This is a genomic window from Lentilactobacillus rapi DSM 19907 = JCM 15042 (assembly GCF_001436255.1).
Classification (GTDB): Bacteria; Bacillota; Bacilli; order Lactobacillales; family Lactobacillaceae; genus Lentilactobacillus; species Lentilactobacillus rapi.
Genome location: NZ_AZEI01000086.1, coordinates 24971 through 42961 on the forward strand (window position 1 = coordinate 24971; position 17991 = coordinate 42961).

Here is a 17991-nt window from a genome sequence, read left to right on the forward strand (position 1 = left end):
GTAAGTCTCCACAAGCAGAAAGCCAGAATCCACTAATTTCACATGGACACTTACACGTTGATCTCCACTTGGAAAAGCCGTCCCAACAGGTAACTAAAGCATTTGAATACAGTTACATAATACCTCGCTTGTGAATCGATTGCACACAATTACGTTTTAATTTTTGGTCGAGCTGATTAATTATTTTTTCAGTTAGTAAAATAACTTTCTTAACCAGTTGGAAAGGATTTCAAAATTAGTTCATCGCCGGCAACAAGTTGATACCTACAATGATAATCGCTATAATGAATTCCATATGCAGAAATTCGATTTTAGTAAGGATCTTGAAATATGACAAAAAATAAACGACCTCAATGGCAAAAAAACATGTGGGCCTTGTGGTTTGGCAACTTTGCAACTGGTGCTGGCGCGAGTATGTCGATGCCGTTCCTACCATTATTTATCAATGAAATGGGTAACTTTCCCAAATGGCAACTGACCCTCTACGCTGGGCTGGCTTTTTCCAGTGTGTTCCTTAGTCAGGCGATTGTGTCGCCGCTTTGGGGCAACTTAGCCGATCGAACGGGACGAAAGCCAATGCTGCTGCGGGCATCGATTGGGATGACGATTAGTGCAACTTTAACCGGCCTATCAACGAACGTCTGGATGCTCATTGCCATTCGACTCATCCAGGGGACATTTTCTGGTTACATTAATAATGCTTATGCACTGGTTGCCAGTGAAGTTCCCCGTGAACAAAGCGGCCGGACGATGGGCGCATTAACCACTGGAAACGTTGGCGGTCAATTGATTGGTCCAATTATTGGTGGCTTTCTCTCTGGCATTTTCGGCTATCGACTACCATTCTATATGTTCGGTTTTATGATGCTACTCGCTTCTTTGACGACCTGGATATTTGTGAAGGAAGACTTTAAGCCTCGGCCAAAGACTGCAAAAACCGGTATCAAGGACGCGTTTGTAGGCGTTAAACATAAGCGCGTCGTTCTTGCGATGATTGCTTCCTCAATGCTCATTATGGCGGCGACGACTTCGATCAATCCTATTATCAGTTTGTTTGTTAAAGAATTGATGCACAGTCATGGTAACGTTGCGTTTGCCAGTGGAATTATCGCGGCATTGCCAGGAATCGCCACCCTATTCTCGGCCCCATACCTTGGACGGCTAGGTGATCATATCGGACCGGAAAAGATTTTATTAGCCGGATTAATCTTCTCGGCGGTTGTCTTTTTCCCGATGTTCTTCGTTACGACCGTGTTAATGTTGGGCATTTTGCGATTCTTGATTGGCATTGCCAACGCGGCTTTATTGCCAATCACTCAAACGGTCATGACCCTTGAGGCACCCGCGAGGTCTGTTAGTCGGATCTTTAGTTATAATCAATCGTTTCAAGCAATTGGTGCGGTTGTTGGCCCAATGCTGGCTTCTGGGGTTGCCGGGGTGCTGGATTACCGTTATGTATTCTTGATGACAACGCTGTTGGTTGTGATCAACTTGCTGGTCGTAGTGATCGCCTATAAGAAGGACAAAGTGAATGTGACTTCGATTTCGGAGTAAGCCATTATTGTGACTCGTTTCTTATCATTTTATTTCTGAATAGTTACAAAGAAAAGACTTTCTCATTAAGTTCAGGCATATATTTTCCCTGGCAATCTTGATCGTGTTAACATTTAAATAGCGTCAGATATTCTGGACGTGAAAATATGTGGGGAGTTGAACTTATGAATTCAGGATTAAAAAAATCATTATATTTTGGGTTGGCAGCTGTTTCAATGTTAGCTGCGTCAGGTTTGGCCACAACGAATGCAAGTGCCAAATCATATGCAAAAGTCACGTCAAACGAAACAATGACAAGTGCGCCAGCAAGTCGTAACGTTACGACGAATGGGTCGAACGCTTTGTATACAAAAGCTGGTACGTTGCGTGGCGCTCGTTTGATTGCTTCCAAGTACACATTGCAGAGCTATGGAAATTCCAAGAGCTCAACTAAATACTTCCGAGCATATCGAGTGGCAACCACTAATAAGGGATCTGTCTATTATAAGGTCGTTTCATTCAATGGAAATTATCGTGGATGGATCTACGGTGGTAAGTCAACCGGTAGTTTTGGTGGGGGACTTGCAACCGCTAATACCATGACGAATGCGAACATGCCAACCGTTACAACTGGTTATACTTTAAAAGACAATAACAAGAACACACTTTGGGTCAACCCTAAGTGGTCTCAGTACAAGGCTCAGCAAACGAACATGAGTGGGTACAAGACTGGCGATACATTTACAATTACCGGTGCTGCTACCAAGACTCGTGAGGGTTATCTCTATTATCAAGTGACTGACGATAACAATACTGCGATTACTGGCTGGGTTTACGCAGGCGGCTTGAATGCTCCCGCAAATAACAACACGCCAACTTCCAACAACAGCTTAAAGATTAATTATCTTAATGCTCAGGGTCAGTCAGTTGGTAGTTACCAGTGGATTATCCAACCAAGTGATTTAAAGAGTGGTGCTAAGTTATTATATGGTGCCAAGCTAGGCGACATCTTGAACACAACTGATTCACTCACTTCAGCCGTTTCCAAGAACGTCCCTGCAGGTTATGTGGTAAGCAAGACCCAACCTAATACAAGCCTTGCTAATCTGACAGTTGGTAGTGATAACTATGCGGTTTATGTTGATGCTGCGAATGCCCAATATACATCACAAGTTACTTATTATTTGACTAACACCAATAGTCAAATTAACGCTGGTCAACTCGTCGGAAACACGTATCCAGCATTGTCGGATTCAGAAAAAGCCCTCTTCTCTAGTAACGGCCAGGGTGTGATTGCGACATCACTATTTGATAATCAGTTGTTTACAACTGGTAAGCTTGCTACTTTAAATGGTGTTGGCGGAACAACCTATTACTTTGACAAGAATCGAACACTTACTGAAAATGCTAACGCTCGTTATGGTGACACGCTGAAACTGTATTATATGCAACGACAGTAACAGTGAGGTGTTTTTAATAATCTGAGTACAACGAAGCCAGCCTCTAGTCTGATAGGGGTTGGTTTTTGTTTTCATAATTTGCAGGCAGAATAAATGACAACATTATTTATCACATGCTAATATGATTATCGGGATAATTTCTGGTTGCAAGTAGTTAATTTTCCCGACTGTTATAACGGCATGACGCAGTGGATCGCAGGGGATGCTCATTTGACATAGCTGAATCATTACGGGGGATTGACGACTGTCAAGATTAATGTTGTTCAGCTAAAGTTAAAACTGCTGCATGCTAAATATTCTCCGAGTAAGGCCCAAAATGACGATTTCTGGGTCTTTTTTGGTGCGACATTCTCGCGTTTCATTCCTAAAAGCGTCATAATAAAGTTACTCATCACAATTAAATTAAAAAGGGGAGACGAACATGTCAATCTTAACTGATACCTACGAATTAAATAACGGAATCGCCATTCCTAAAGTTGGCTTTGGCACCTGGCAGATTCCAGGTGGTCAACAAACATACGACGCCGTTAGTCTGGCGCTTAAGGCTGGGTACCGCCATATTGATACCGCTAAAGCTTACCGCAACGAAAAAAGCGTTGGTGAAGCCATTTTAGATTCCGATGTTGATCGCGAGAACGTTTTTGTGACTTCCAAGCTGCCAGCGGCTACTAAAACATACGATGGCGCAATTGCCGACTTTCGGTCAACCATGAAGGAACTGAACCTTTCATATCTTGACCTGTATCTCATTCATGCGCCGTGGCCATGGAATGAACGTGGCGCCAACTATGATGAAGGAAATGTGGAAGTGTGGAAGGCCATGCAGGATATTTATGCCAGCGGCGATGTTAAGGCAATTGGCGTTTCCAATTTTAATGTGCATGATCTCGAAAATATCTTGCAGATGGCAGATGTGAAGCCGATGGTTGATCAAATTCGCTACTTCGTTGGGTACACAGAACCGCAGATTACCAAATTTGCCCAAGATAACGGGATGCTGGTTGAAGCTTACTCACCTTTAGCAACCGGAGGAATTTTGGAGAACGAAGACATCACCCGAATGGCTGACAAATATGGGGTAAGTGTTGCCCAACTAGCGATTAAGTTTGTTCTGCAGAATGGCGTTCTACCACTACCAAAGGCAACTCATCAAGAACATATTGAAAACAATACCAAATTGGATTTTGAAATTAGCCCGGAAGATATGCAGGCACTGAATGCAATGTCTGGGACCGACATGGGTTAACGATATTAGCATCAACAATGAACAAGGGAGAATATGTAAGTTATGGCAAATGTATTAATTTTAGGTGCGAATGGTCAGATTGCAAAACTGGCTGAAAAGCAATTGTTAAATGAAACAGATCATCATTTGACGTTATTCTTGAGAAATTCTAAACGGCTCTCGATTAGTGATCCGAGTCGTGAAAAGGTGATTGATGGGGATGCGACTGATGTCAAGGACATTGTGGCCGCCTTAGATGGTATTGACATCGTTTATGCAAACTTGGCTGGTCGCAACATTGAGGAAGAGGCCAAGGCAGTGTTGGCCGCAATGGACCAAACCGGCGTTAAGCGGTTGATTTGGATTTCAACTTTAGGGATTTACGATGAAGTTCCTGGCAATTTTGGTAAATGGAATCATCAGCAGTTGGATGGTGGGTATCTTGAACCCTATGCTGCTGCCGCAAAAGTTATCGAAAGCTCGGGCTTGGATTATACCATCATCCGGCCAGCCTGGTTGTCAAACGATGATATTGTGAGTTATGAAACAACTCAAAAGGGCGAGCCGTTCAAAGGTACCAAGGTGTCACGTAAGAGTATTGCAGACTTTGTCGTGCATTTGATTAATGATCCAAGCGCTCAGGTTCGCCATTCAGTTGGCATTAACCAGCCGAATACGGATGGAGACAAGCCGTCGTTCATGTAGTGAGTCAAGTAACCCAACAAAGTCAATGATGTTTCACCAATCGAATAACCAAAAATAACCGCAAACTTCAGTTTCCATTAAGAAGTTTGCGGTTTTCTTAAACTCAAGTGAATTTTGAGCGTTAGTTTGTGTTTTTAAGCTTCGGTTAAGTCAGTTCAATTAATCTAGGGATAATCAAATATGAAAGGACGGGATGCAGAGAACAACCAAAATACCTATATTGAAACAAAGGGGAGATTGAACACGATTAAACTGAAGAAAGTATTATTTACAGCAGGTGCCAGCTTGGTGATGACGGGAACTATCTTCGGATCGGTGATTTCCGCTAACGCAGCGGTCACCTCGACACAACCTCAACAAGCCAAAAAGTTTCGGCCGAGTGTTGAAACTGAAAGTCAGCATCTCGATCCTGACCTGATGGCTAAAGTGGATCTCACAATCAACCAAGACAATTCATTAAAGAACGTTGAACCACCTAAAATAGCAACCACTCAGTCGGAAACCTCGGCGGAAACTTTAACCAATAACAGCGGCTTCGAGCACCGACCTGAAAAGCTCACCAATTCATCATATAAGACGGCTGATTCGGGATTGACCGACAATGGCAATGTTAATAGCAGCCAAAGCAGTATCAGATATACCCAATCCAGTTAAAACAGGAGATCAACAAGAAAGGTGATGACCAAATAAAAAAATATTGAGATTCTTTCCAGATTTAAGCTTCAGTTAAGCTCAACTCGATATTATATAGACAATCAAATATGAAGGAAGGCGATAACAACAGCACAACCCAACATGATTTCTAACCCAGCTTCTCCAATAATGATTTATACGAAAGGAAGGATGCACACAGTGCCTACAACAACAAACCGAAAATTATATTTTAAATATGATCGACAAGAAACTTCCAATCATCAGAAGATTATTGTTTGGAGTTGCTACTAAAACCGAAGTGAGTTAACCCGGTCCGTGAGCCGAAACTCGAAATCTATTTTGAAAGAAGGGATGCCCGTGAATCAATAAGCCGATTGGCAACGATACACCCAAATATAATAATTCACCCCTCAAATAATTACTAAGAAACCCCAACGATTTCTTAACTTCATGAATTACCCCTCAATATGAAAAAAATCCCTTAAGTCCCTGCGTGTTAGCGGGGGCTTTTTTGTGCTTTTGTAAAATGATTAGGGATTTGAGATGGGCCTTTGTGAGTGGTCCACCATTTGCCATTTCAACAATCCCTTTTTCGTAGCACCAGCAAATATTTTTTGTTATTCTTAAGGTGGCTAATTGGCTAGGGGTATGGATTGGTGTAGGAAGGAACTTTCTAGTTCAAACTAATGAAAAACAGTTGAATTGGAATTTTCAAATGCCGAGATGACAGGCTTTCTTTAGTGTATTCCCCACGTATGTGGGGGTGATCCTACTTTTAGTAAGCAGCAAATATTTTCTACTAAGTATTCCCCACGTATGTGGGGGTGATCCTATCATTGATCATTGATATCGAATCAGGAACAAGTATTCCCCACGTATGTGGGGGTGATCCTTACTACGATGCAGGCTGGTATAGCTGAGAAAGGTATTCCCCACGTATGTGGGGGTGATCCCCATGAGGAGCGACTCAAGAACTTGGAAGTTGAGTATTCCCCACGTATGTGGGGGTGATCCCACCCATTGCCAGTTGTTGAATCTGTTGACCAGGTATTCCCCACGTATGTGGGGGTGATCCTTTTTCAGCTTGCCGCCGGTTTGCTCGTACTTAGGTATTCCCCACGTATGTGGGGGTGATCCTCTACGGAATAACTGATTAGGTAAGGTGAAGATGTATTCCCCACGTATGTGGGGGTGATCCTAATAACGGTTTCTCCCAATGCCAAAACGTCGCGTATTCCCCACGTATGTGGGGGTGATCCTATAGCACAATCTTTCTGCGAGGTGGGCGTGGTGTATTCCCCACGTATGTGGGGGTGATCCTGGTTGACACCTATTTGGATAATTTGACCGACCGTATTCCCCACGTATGTGGGGGTGATCCTGAGTTCCACACGCTGCTGATAAACGAACTTGAGTATTCCCCACGTATGTGGGGGTGATCCCAGTATCCTTATACAATTTGATGATGCGATATTGTATTCCCCACGTATGTGGGGGTGATCCTCCTTGTGCAGTCAATGAACCGTCAATAATTCGGTATTCCCCACGCATGTGAGAATCCCGTTATTTTGAATGTTCACCGATCCAACAATTTCTTGAATTCATTAACTTAAAATATTCACGTCAAATGTTTCAAAATATCCTATAATAAAATTGTTTCTTGTTCCCAAAATGAAAGATGGTGATTATTATCAAATTTAAACGACTCTTACTAATTGCATTGCTACCAATTTTATTATTAACGATAACCTGTGCGCCGACTCACGCCGCTACTTGGCATCGAGGGACACCAACCGTATTACGTGGCCACTGGAAGACGAAAACTTGGCGACCATATAAGCAGTATAAAATGACTGGGCACGCGTATCTAAAAGTTCATCAAACCTGGTTCACTAATTCACCTGCCTTACCGCCCGTCGATCCGTCCAGTGTTATGAAGGTCTATTACAAGAAGGTCGGTCATGTCTACCATCTTGTCGGGCGCGACTTCAATAACGCCCCAGCTGGTGGCATTAAAGTTTCTTATCGCATCAAAGTTTATAACCGCCACAAGATCTACTTTAAGCAATTGCATCAATTACGTAAGGATATTAATCATACTTATTACAAATATTAATCACTCGAGACTGGGAATAGGCATTTTGATCCCAGCCTTTTTCTTTATTCAATTCGGTTTATGAAGGTAAAACAAAAGCCGCTGATTTAAGCGGCCAAAATAGGTTTGAATTGACAGTTATTGCGGAGGCTGACAATTCATATTTAAAAAAACAATTGATAGCTAGACATTTTTTCTACTTACCCAGTTCAAACAACTGGGCCATCATGCCCGAGCCATCCGCGTGGAAACTAAATGCTGGCTCGCTATAGGTTGCCCATTTATTTAATTCAGTGTCTCGGTGTTCCTGATCACAAGTCAACAATTCGTTGCTGGCAGTTTTGGCGGTCTTCTTGTATGAAACGAGGCCGTTGCTGTTATAGACCAACATTGCTCCTAGGCCGGTATTGGTTGTAGCAATTCCTGTCGACAAAAAGTAAGCTGGCAATACTGCCATAACTTCGGCGTACCCACTGAGGTTGGCATTGTAAGATTGTCCATTCGGACGGACATGGCTTGTCTTTTGCCATAATTCCTTTGAGCGGACAATTGCTTTTGATTTCAAAGACTTGTTGTGCTTGAATGACTTCAAGCCTTGGGTTGCTCTGTAGGCGTTGATCTGCTTTAGGTACTGCTTCTCAACTCGACGAGCCAATGTCGATTCTTTTATGTACTTCACGGTCAGTGAGGCGGGCATTTGGGCGTAGGCATAGTCTTTCTGAAGCTGATAAGGGACGTAGCCTTTTACCTTTTTAACGTACCCCTTCGATGAGGTATAACCACCGGTTGCAGAATAAGCCAAACCGGATCCAAATGCCGACACGCCGTTGACCGACCGATGATAAGTGAGTGGTGCGCGAACTTGTTGGCCGGTCGTTGAAACATAATTAACGGTCATTGCTTTAATAGTCTGTGCGTTCGCCACTGAAGCCGAAGCACATAAGAATCCTAACGCCAGCCCCAATGAGGTCAGCACTTTACATATTGATTTCATGTTAAGTCCCCCAAAAGAAAGAATGAATAAATGATCACAAACAGTAATTAATTTCATTATAGCAAATCCTGCCAGCCCCGTTCTAATAAATTTGGGGGTGGCCTTGAATTTTAAGAGTGCTTGATTTGGAATTAGGAGAGCGATAACATAAATAGTTGTGACTAAAGTGTTAACCTTTTATTTGGTTTAACTTATTAATTGGTAATATGAAAGGTTACGACAGTATTCTCGGGATGTTGACAATAATTGGGAGGGAATCAGGATGTCTATCGTGCAAATTTTGTTATACATAAGTTTAGTGGCCACGATTTTATACATTATTTGGGATCTGTTTTTGTTTCATTTTCGCGGTAAAACGCCAGCTATCAGTCCACATCAGCAACGGAATTTAAGAAATCTGTATCTGATGGTACCAGCGTTAAACGAGGCTAATACGATTGGTTTCACTGTTAAGACCATTTTAAAAGATTTAAAACACCTTCAATTGGATCGGGTAAAACTGGTCGTGATCGATGACGGCAGTGATGACGGGACCGGTGAGGTGCTTCGTCATTTTAAAGATCCTGACTTGCATGTCATTACGAGAAAAATGCCGACTGCCCGCCATGGCAAAGGAGATGCGTTAAATACCGGTCTTGAGTATATTCGAAATCAAGTTCAGGATGATGAAGCTTCTGCGACGTTAATCGGGGTCATTGATGCTGATTCGCAGCCAAATCAAGCTTTTTTCGAACAAGTCGTTCATGCCTATAATTATTCGGATCGAGATATGTTACAAACCGGGGTTCATGTTTATGAAGATCATAGTTGGTGGACGATTTTGCAAAACTTTGGGTTCAATACCATTAATCGATTAGCCCAGACCGCCCGAAGTCAGATGCAAAGCGCAATTGCCAGTGGAAATGGGCAATTTATGACTTATGAGATGGCAACAACAATTGGCTGGAGCAGATCAGCCTTGTTGGACGATATGGATTGTTCCTTGAGAGGGATGTTGCATGGGTATAAAGCAGTTTTTTTGCCAAATGTGAGTGTTCCCCAAATGGGTGTCCATCATTATTGGCCGCTTATAAAACAGCGAACTCGTTGGTGCCAGGGTGGCATTCAATGCTTCAAACAATACGGTAGGCGTATCGTGGCCAGCAAACAAATCAAGGCTTCGTTGAAGATTGACATTTTATTACTCCTGGCATTGCCGTTTGCATCACTGATTTATACGTTAGCAGGAATTATATCGATCATTGTGTTTGGTCATAGCTTATTGGTTCATCTGGGAGCAACTTTAATCGTCCTCGGATTATTGCTGGCTTTGAGTATAATTATCAATGGCGCAATGATTTATGCCGCTCATTTGAGTGCGCCCACAGAAACTTACACAACTAAGCAAAAAGTAATTATCCTGTTTCTACAACCATTGTATGCATTTATTCAGAGCCCAGTTGTATACATTTCAATGAGTCGGGAGCTGCTTGGAAAGAGAGATTGGGCTAAGACGGCCCACTATAAACATTTGGCCCAGCCCACCGAACGTCATGATGCTGTGATTCAGGACAAATTAACATCCTCTTCAATAGATCCTGCTAAGCCCAGGGAAGAAGATATTTCCCAAAAGTAATTAAAAGGCGTTAATCGAGTTGATGCTCGAATTAATAAAAATTAGAGAATTATTTGAAAATAATCATTTAAATTCGAAAGACAAGTAGCAAAGTTACTTCTATAAATGACAAAGAATCAAGACAATCAGTGCAAAAAATTAAATATAGTTAACGGTTGACAGATAATTCGAAACGGATTATGGTGGTTACATTAAATGTTGATGAGAAAAAATAAAGCGTTGACGAAGAAAGTAGTGCATGAAGACGTTGGGTAGCGAACCTGGATGAGTGAAAGCAGGGACAACAATTCGTGGACGAAAATCACTTTTGAGCTATGGGCTGAACTAAGTAGGTAACCATCGGTACGCAACCGTTACAAATGCGGCAAATCGCAATTCCAGCAATTCGGGATTGCCGTTTGTGTGAGGCTTTTTTAGCAAACAAAGGTGGTACAGTGCGTTGAGCGCCCTTTCAGAGACTTATTTCTCTGAGAGGGCGCTTTTTTCTTGTCAAGATCAAAGGAGATGGCAGTTAGATGCATGAAGGTAGTCGGATTTTAACGTTGGATAATGGATTCCACTTATTTACAAGAACAGTTGGTGAAGGGGATGTGAAGTTGCTCTGTGTCCATGGCGGGCCGGGGAGTAATCACGAGGAGTTTGAAAACTTTGGTGAACGACTTGCTAAATATGGTGTCCAAGTTTCAATGTACGATCAGCTGGGGTCGTTTTATTCCGATCAACCCGACTTTACCAAGCCGGAGAATCAAAAGTATTTGACCCTTGATTATTACTTGTCGGAATTAGAAGAGGTTCGCCAGAAACTTGGCCTAGACAACTTTTACTTGTTGGGTCATTCTTGGGGCGGCTTGTTAGCTCAGGAATATGCCTTGAAATACGGTGACCATCTCAAAGGCGTTGTCGTTATGAGCATGATCGATAACATTGAGGAGTACACGGTTCACATTAATCAGCTTCGCGAGAAAACATTCTCCAAGTTTGAAGTTGATTACATGAAAGATGTTGAAGAACACGAGCGGTTTGATGATCCGAAGTATCAAGAATTGGTTGCCCAACTTTATAAGATCTATGTCAATCGCCATCCGGAGCGAGCGCCACGGCATTTAGTCGAGACAATGGCAACCCCGGTGTATAACCATTTTTCAGGGAAACAACGAGTTTGTGATGGTTGGCACCCTGAATGGGTGGGATCGCCGAGCTGATATTCATAACATCACCGTACCAACACTACTAACATTTGGGGATCACGACACTATGCCTCTAGCGACCGCCCAACGGATGCACAAAGAGATTCCCCACTCCCGGTTGGTACTTACCCCAGATGGCGGGCATTGTCATAGTATCGACAATCCGACGGCGTTTTTCAGCACCCTTGGAGAATTCCTCACGGATGTTGAAACCGGAAACTTTAAAGATTAATGATTCAAAAATTGATGGTTGGAGGGATTACAGATGAGAAAATTATTATTAACTTTGATGGTTGGCGCCTCAACGGTGTTACTAGCTGCTTGTGGCAGTAAAACTTCCAGTTCCAAACGAAATTCAGTCTCACTCATGCAGACGTCGGAACTCCTGTCGCTGGATACGTCGGAGCATGCGGATTTCACAACTTGGAATACGTTGGAAAACAGTATGGAAGGCCTATATCGGGCTAACAAAGAAAATGAACCGGCGCCGGCTTCGGCAACTTCCGTGGTTAAGCCCACGGATCATGGGTTAACCTATACGTTCCATCTTCGTAAAAATGCCAAATGGAGCAATGGTGATCCGTTGACTGCCCAGGATTTTGTGACTGCCTGGCGGCGATCGGTATCCCCAACTTCTAAATCTGGATACAATTACATATTCTCTGGAATTAAAAATGCTGACGCGATTACAGCAAATAAAAAGTCACCTAAGACCCTTGGTGCCTATGCTTTAAACAAACATACCTTCCAGGTTAAGCTGGATCACCCAATGCCTTATTTCAACAAGATGATGGTGTTGCCAGCCTTCTTCCCCGAGAATCCAACGGCATTAAAGAAATTTGGCTCTAAATACGGCACGCAATCGAAATATATGTATTACAACGGTCCGTTTAAGGTTACCGGCTGGAATGGGACCAATGATAACTGGACGTTAAAGCGCAATAAGTATTATTACGATCAAAAAGCCATTCACTTGAATGAATTGAAATATAGTGTGGTCAAGGATGCCAATACGGCTCATGAACTATTTGACCAAAAGAAACTGGATGATGCGACGATTACCGGGGTAACCGCCAAGAGCCTTCAGAAGAACAAGGACTTAATTCATGAACGAAAAGCGGGCACCTATTATCTGCGATTGAATTTACGAAAGGGCCGACCATTGACCAATCAAAAGATGCGCCAAGCCCTGAGCCTCGTTTTGAATCGGGAACAATTAACCAAGGATGTTCTTGCGGACGGATCTGAACCAGCTTACACCTATACATCACGCGACTTAACCAAGGATCCAACAACTGGCAAAGATTTTGCGACAGAAACCAAGCCAGCCGATACCTACGATGTTGCCAAAGCCAAGAAGTTGTGGGCAGAGGGGGTTAAGGAATCTGGTCAAAAAGGAACCGTTAAGATGGATGTCGTTGGCGATGATCAAACCATCACGAAGAACGTTGCCCAATTTGTTCAGGCTTCCGTTAAGAAATCATTGCCGGGAGCAGACGTTGCTGTTAAGAGTTTGCCAACGAAGGGCCAACAATCGGCTGAAGCTAACGGAACCTTCGACATGGAGCAGATATTCTGGTTAGCTGATTTTGCTGATCCAATCAGTTTCATGGGAATTTTGCAGAGCAGTAACCCTCAGGACTACGGGAAATATAAAGATAGTTACTTCGATAAACAATACCAGGAAGCAAGCAGTTCTCATGCTGCGGATCCAAAACAGTACTGGCAAAACATGCGCAATCTCCAAGAGCGCTTGAACACCACGATGCCGGTTGTCCCGCTGTATCAAATGGTTGAAAGCCACTTGGTTAATCCGAATTTGAAAGGCGTTTTGCGTCATCCAGTTGGGGAGGATGATTACACGCGGGCTTATTTGAGTGATTAGATAGTTAATTGGAGTGAAATTTAAACGAGAAGTCAGAGATGGCTTCTTTTTTCATGAAATAATTTAACAAACTGTGAAATGATTGTGTTGGTAATATTTGGAAGCTGTATAATTAAATCGTTAACTGTTGATAATATAGTTAGCAATTTACATTTATTGGAGGGATCAATTATGAGGGGAAACAAAGTAATTGCAGTTGCATTGCTATCGGTGGGAATCGGCTTGGGCGTTACAGCGGTCACTCCGGCCAATGCTGCCAGCTGGCATAGTGGCACGCCAAAAATATTGAGACATACTTGGCGAGGGTATGGAAAGTCCCAATGGTATAACTGGAAATTTACAGCCACAAAGATTAAAGCGTGGAACAATGATAAAAGTGCGGCGGATTATGGGTCTTCTGAATACTGGAAGAATGTTAAGTACAAGAAGAGTAGCGGGACGACTTATAAACTAACTGGTTTTGCTGGCAAGGAGAAGGATCGTTTTACTGTAAAAGTGAATGGTTCGGCCATTCATGTTTGGCAAGGAACTACTGATACTCTTTATTATCGAAAGTAAAATAATTGGGGGAATTTCACATGGAAAACAATAAACTACGAAGAGCAGCTATAGCAGTCTTAAGTACACTAGCGATTATCTTATTTTTTACTTCAACAACCGCTAATGCTAGTACAAAGACATACCGTGATCATCGCGATAACGCTACGGTTACCGTTCACAAGAAGGGCAGTAAAATTGTTTCGGTCGTTTATCAACTTAAGAACACTAGCAAATATAAGAAACATTATCAAAAACGGTCAAAATTTTATACCAAGGTATCTGTGATTAATTCCAAGACGGCTAAGTTGCTGCGAAAAAACTATAAAGGCACGATCACATTTAATCGTGTGATGGGGTATTATGGTAAATCTTACGCTAATGAGCAGACAACTCCAGTTAAAGGGATGACCAACGATGCTACTGACGCAATTTTCATGAATGTTTCTTACTTTGGTAAGAACCCAAGTAAGTATCACAATGCGCTGCTTTCGTTTGGATATTGGTGGAATGTTATGGATGAGGCACCGAAAGGGAACCCAGAAGGAAACGCTGTTGTGATGAAGAATGGTCGAGTTTCGTTTTCAGACAATTTTTATGAAAAGTTACCGGATTAAACGAGGGGCTGTCTAATGAAAAATTCCATATTAAAACGGGTGCTCATATTGGTTTCAATCATGACTGCGATTCTTGTTTCGGTGGTTGCCACGACGACATCAGTGAGTGCTGACAATAAATATAAAGTCGTTAAAAATTATTATTTCAGCCCGCAGCAATATCACGTGAAGGGTGAAATTTACAAAAAGTCGTTTTCTGGCTTTGTTTCGCACAAGTACCGTCAGAAGGCTACTTGGTTTGAGACTCAACAGAAGTCGCTCATTCGTCAACCTAATGGGAAAAAGGTGGTTTATTATTATATTGGGACGTCGATACCACAACTTGACCAAAATGCTGGGTTAACTGGTTATAAACCGTTAGGCGGTTGGATTAAGAAAGGACAGCTTTATCATCGAAGAAGTCAGGCTCAGCCTAAACGTGACCTTGCTTATCTCAGAGAATTAGTAAGCACAATGCCCGAAAGCGCTCAAAAACAGATTTTGCCAATCTTTTCCAAGATCCATTTGGGGACTGCATATACTGGTTATACTGATAGCGACATGTCTGGTCGGATGACGCCCAAAAATATGAAGAAGCTGATGGCGGCACTGAACAATGAACAAACAATCTCTGATATTGAAAATGCCATTCCTGATGCATCAATCGAAACCGATGATGAGGACTTTTATCCAACTTGGCAAGCTGCCGATCTTTACAAGATTTATCATCATTTCCGGCCACGATTTAAGCAGGAAATGAAGTCCTTAAAAGGTGCCGACCGATATGCCAGCAAGTTAAAAGAAATTTCAACTTGGTCACAAAGCCAATATAACCATTACCAAACAAGGCATAATGACGCTAACGGTGACCCCTGGGATCTGGGCGAATTTTCTGAAGACTATCTTTATGGTTTGCTTGCAGGCTTAGGTAGGTCAAATATGTCGTACAAAGCATCATCTCCATCGGCATACGCATTGTAGTCAAAAAACTGGGAGAATAGTGTTTTAATCTCAAAATTTAGACAAAAGCGGTGATGCATTCGGATTTTGGAATGCATCGCCGCTTTTGCTAAATGGCAAGGGTCAACTATTTGTCACAGCTTTCTTACCGAATAGTTGCGGCAATCAAAGCCGATGGTTACTGATGGAAAATCAATATATGTCCAGCCTTTCTTTTATGCTAAGAAAGTTTTCTAAATAACCTTCAAATTAGTAATCAAAATACTTCCCACAATCACCAAAATAGTTCCCAGCACAATCTTGACCATTTGATCGCCGGTCTTGTGTTCATGAAGGATGTAAATCCCACCAAAGGTGCCGACAATGATTCCCAACTGGGAAAGAGTGGCAGCCGTGGCTTGGCCGATTGATGGGTTGGCGGCGGAGATAAACATAAACAAATTTCCGATCGCCCAATCGATTCCCGTGACGATGTTCTTGGCTGCTGGCTTCGTTAATAGTTTGCGCTCCTGAAGGAAGAAGAAGCCGATTAAAAATGAACCGACAACTTGGCCAACTGCCTGTGGGGTCACGATCGCCGTCATGTAATTGATGCCGTTGTTGGCGTTATGGATGGCCGGGCTAATAAAACCGAACTTGAATAACATGTTTGGAAAAATAAAATACAGGGCAAAACCAGCCGTTGAAGCTAAGATTGCGGCAATCCCTTCGCCGTACGAGACTGGCCGCTTTTTGGTAATTTTTTTCTCAGCCTTGGAACGGGCTGCAATTAGCAATGCGCCAAGAGTGACCAAGGCGATCGAAAGTACTCCGAATATCCACATCTTAATGGTGATCCATTCGTTGAGAATTGCAGCTGCGAGAAGGGCGTTGGCAATGATTTGCCCAGCCGTCGAGAGTGGGAAGGCCGCCGAGACGCCCATCTTTTTATAGGCAATAAATTGGCCGGCGGTTCCGACTGACCAGAATAAGCCGGAAAACAGACCAACCAGCCAAATTCGGCCAGTGACTTCAACACCATTGGGCATCACAAAGAACAGGTAGACACCAATTCCCAGTAGCAAAGCGCCACAGGATTCCCCGAAGGTTTGTTGAGCAGCAGATCCGCCCATTTTCGTACCGATGATTCCAGTAGCTCCCCATGCGAGGGGTGGAATTAATGCTAATAAAATACTCATGACTTTTCTCCATATTCATTTCAGATTTTCCCTCAAAAATAAAATAACAGGTGAGATTATATCACAGACGAAAGCGTTTTTAAAAACGAACCTGGATCAAAAAAAGGTAAAATCAAAATTATCTGAGACAATGATCCTTGATTTTGCGCCGATTATGGCCAATAAGTGAAGATGAAAATTTTTACCATTATTTTTAAATTTGGTCTATACTAATAATTGAAATGACAAAGTGAAAGGAGCTCACACCATGGTTCTTCATACAATTTTAACCCCCGATTGGATCAAAAATGCCAAACTCATCGCCGCGGAAAATCCGCGGTTAGAGGGTTTCGTTCCCAGCGAAGGCGGACTGCATCCCCGAATTTTATTGCTTGGAGAAGCTCCTGGCGATCAGGAGGTCAAACAGGGTCGCCCATTCATGGGACCCGCTGGTAAGGAACTCGACCGTTGGCTGGCCTCTCTTGGCTTAACACGGGAAGATATTTACATCACAGGAGTCGTGAATTCTCGCCCATTTTCGATTGGCAAAACCGGCCGCAAACGGGATCGGCGGCCTAACCAAACGGAAGTGAAAAAGTCAGCACCGATGTTTGACTGGGAGCTGGCCCAATTTCCCGGCATCCTGTTGGTTCCGATGGGCAATGCCAGCCTGCAGCGGCTGTTGGGGAATCACGCCAAGATTGGCGAGCTGCATGGTCAACTTTTGGAGCGACCTATTCAACAATTTGACCAAGCTTCAAACTCATTTAAACTCACGACTGCGAAGCGCAAAATTTTTCCACTTTATCATCCGTCATATTCAAAGCGATTTAAGAATATGCAGACAATTGTCGATGAAGATTCGCGCAAATTGAAACAAATTATTCTTAATGAGATATAAAAAAACAAATGGCTAGTAATTTAAAGCTATAACGCTGTACAATTCAGATGAAGGGTCGAACAACGGACTTTTGTGTGTTGCTGGCCACTATTGAATAGCTCAATGATCTTCGTATTGCCGAGGAGAGGATAACCCATGAATTTGAAATCAAGCCGACTTATTCTGATGCTGTTAGCGACAGCTTTCTTACTTGTACTATTTCCAAGCCAAACGTATGCCAAAAAAGAAGTTTGCCCACCAAAAGATGCCCAATTAACCGAATATTACTTTAAAACAAAGAAACCGATCAAGACTTGGATTGGGGTCGATAATCCAACTGCCCACATGTTTCAAAGTCGGTGGATCACGATTCCAAAGGGAACAATTGTGTCCGGCCACCCGATTGAAGTGAAAAATAAGCAAATCAAAAAAATCACGGTGGTTTCCAGCAGCCTAAGAAACTGTTTGAGATCTAAATTGAGTTTTGGTATACTTTTGCAAAAAAGGA

15 protein-coding genes, 1 pseudogene and 1 CRISPR repeat array are annotated in these 17991 nt (G+C 42.7%); of the genes and pseudogenes, 14 read left to right on the forward strand and 2 right to left on the reverse strand.

What is annotated here, in order from left to right; all coding sequences use genetic code 11:
• Positions 1 to 330: 330 nt before the first annotated feature.
• The 6 genes from FD12_RS13245 (at position 331) to FD12_RS13275 (ending at position 7693) form a co-directional block, all read left to right on the forward strand.
• Positions 331 to 1554, forward strand: a complete 1224-nt coding sequence (locus FD12_RS13245) for an MFS transporter (RefSeq protein ID WP_056983448.1) — start codon at positions 331 to 333, stop codon at positions 1552 to 1554.
• Positions 1555 to 1718: 164 nt separating this feature from the next.
• Positions 1719 to 2993, forward strand: coding sequence for a hypothetical protein (locus tag FD12_RS13250; RefSeq protein ID WP_054748416.1), 1275 nt, complete (start codon positions 1719 to 1721; stop codon positions 2991 to 2993).
• A gap of 421 nt (positions 2994 to 3414) precedes the next feature.
• Positions 3415 to 4239 (forward strand): aldo/keto reductase, encoded by an 825-nt coding sequence (locus FD12_RS13260; RefSeq protein WP_054748420.1) that lies wholly within the window; start codon positions 3415 to 3417, stop codon positions 4237 to 4239.
• A 42-nt stretch (positions 4240 to 4281) separates the two neighbouring features.
• Positions 4282 to 4923: an SDR family oxidoreductase gene (locus tag FD12_RS13265; RefSeq protein WP_054748422.1), complete on the forward strand. Its 642-nt coding sequence runs from the start codon at positions 4282 to 4284 to the stop codon at positions 4921 to 4923.
• A gap of 180 nt (positions 4924 to 5103) precedes the next feature.
• On the forward strand, positions 5104 to 5577 hold the full coding sequence (locus FD12_RS13270) for a hypothetical protein (RefSeq protein ID WP_054748424.1): 474 nt from the start codon (positions 5104 to 5106) through the stop codon (positions 5575 to 5577).
• A gap of 742 nt (positions 5578 to 6319) precedes the next feature.
• Positions 6320 to 7080: direct repeats of the CRISPR family, unit length 28 nt; unit sequence GTATTCCCCACGTATGTGGGGGTGATCC.
• Between the two features lie 178 nt (positions 7081 to 7258).
• Positions 7259 to 7693, forward strand: a complete 435-nt coding sequence (locus FD12_RS13275) for a hypothetical protein (protein ID WP_146986036.1) — start codon at positions 7259 to 7261, stop codon at positions 7691 to 7693.
• Positions 7694 to 7868: 175 nt separating this feature from the next.
• On the opposite strand, the gene FD12_RS13280 is transcribed toward FD12_RS13275, so the two are convergent.
• The gene (locus tag FD12_RS13280; RefSeq protein WP_056983449.1) at positions 7869 to 8666 is read right to left on the reverse strand and encodes a spore germination YkwD domain-containing protein; all 798 of its coding nucleotides are present in this window, start codon (positions 8664 to 8666) and stop codon (positions 7869 to 7871) included.
• A 262-nt stretch (positions 8667 to 8928) separates the two neighbouring features.
• On the opposite strand from FD12_RS13280, the gene FD12_RS13285 reads away from it, so the two are divergent.
• The 6 genes and pseudogenes from FD12_RS13285 to FD12_RS13310 all read left to right on the forward strand — a co-directional run bounded on the left by FD12_RS13285 (position 8929) and on the right by FD12_RS13310 (position 15467).
• Complete coding sequence (locus FD12_RS13285; protein ID WP_056983450.1) at positions 8929 to 10281, forward strand: glycosyltransferase; 1353 nt, start codon at positions 8929 to 8931, stop codon at positions 10279 to 10281.
• Positions 10282 to 10796: 515 nt separating this feature from the next.
• Positions 10797 to 11700, forward strand: a pseudogene (locus FD12_RS13290) (proline iminopeptidase-family hydrolase).
• 33 nt (positions 11701 to 11733) lie between these two features.
• A complete protein-coding gene (locus tag FD12_RS13295) occupies positions 11734 to 13353 on the forward strand; it encodes a peptide ABC transporter substrate-binding protein (RefSeq protein WP_054748432.1) in 1620 nt (539 codons plus the stop codon).
• 171 nt (positions 13354 to 13524) lie between these two features.
• Positions 13525 to 13911, forward strand: a complete 387-nt coding sequence (locus tag FD12_RS13300; RefSeq protein WP_054748434.1) for a hypothetical protein — start codon at positions 13525 to 13527, stop codon at positions 13909 to 13911.
• A gap of 20 nt (positions 13912 to 13931) precedes the next feature.
• On the forward strand, positions 13932 to 14507 hold the full coding sequence (locus tag FD12_RS13305) for a hypothetical protein (RefSeq protein ID WP_056983451.1): 576 nt from the start codon (positions 13932 to 13934) through the stop codon (positions 14505 to 14507).
• A gap of 15 nt (positions 14508 to 14522) precedes the next feature.
• Positions 14523 to 15467, forward strand: coding sequence for a hypothetical protein (locus tag FD12_RS13310; RefSeq protein WP_054748438.1), 945 nt, complete (start codon positions 14523 to 14525; stop codon positions 15465 to 15467).
• A gap of 212 nt (positions 15468 to 15679) precedes the next feature.
• On the opposite strand, the gene FD12_RS13315 is transcribed toward FD12_RS13310, so the two are convergent.
• Entirely contained in the window at positions 15680 to 16624 is a 945-nt protein-coding gene (locus FD12_RS13315) for a GRP family sugar transporter (RefSeq protein ID WP_056983452.1), read from the reverse strand.
• A 247-nt stretch (positions 16625 to 16871) separates the two neighbouring features.
• On the opposite strand from FD12_RS13315, the gene FD12_RS13320 reads away from it, so the two are divergent.
• Together FD12_RS13320 and FD12_RS13325 are read left to right on the forward strand one after the other, a co-directional pair.
• Complete coding sequence (locus FD12_RS13320) at positions 16872 to 17504, forward strand: uracil-DNA glycosylase (RefSeq protein WP_054748440.1); 633 nt, start codon at positions 16872 to 16874, stop codon at positions 17502 to 17504.
• Positions 17505 to 17639: 135 nt separating this feature from the next.
• Positions 17640 to 17991 (forward strand): hypothetical protein (locus FD12_RS13325; RefSeq protein ID WP_056983453.1); only part of this gene is annotated, 352 nt, incomplete at its 3' end.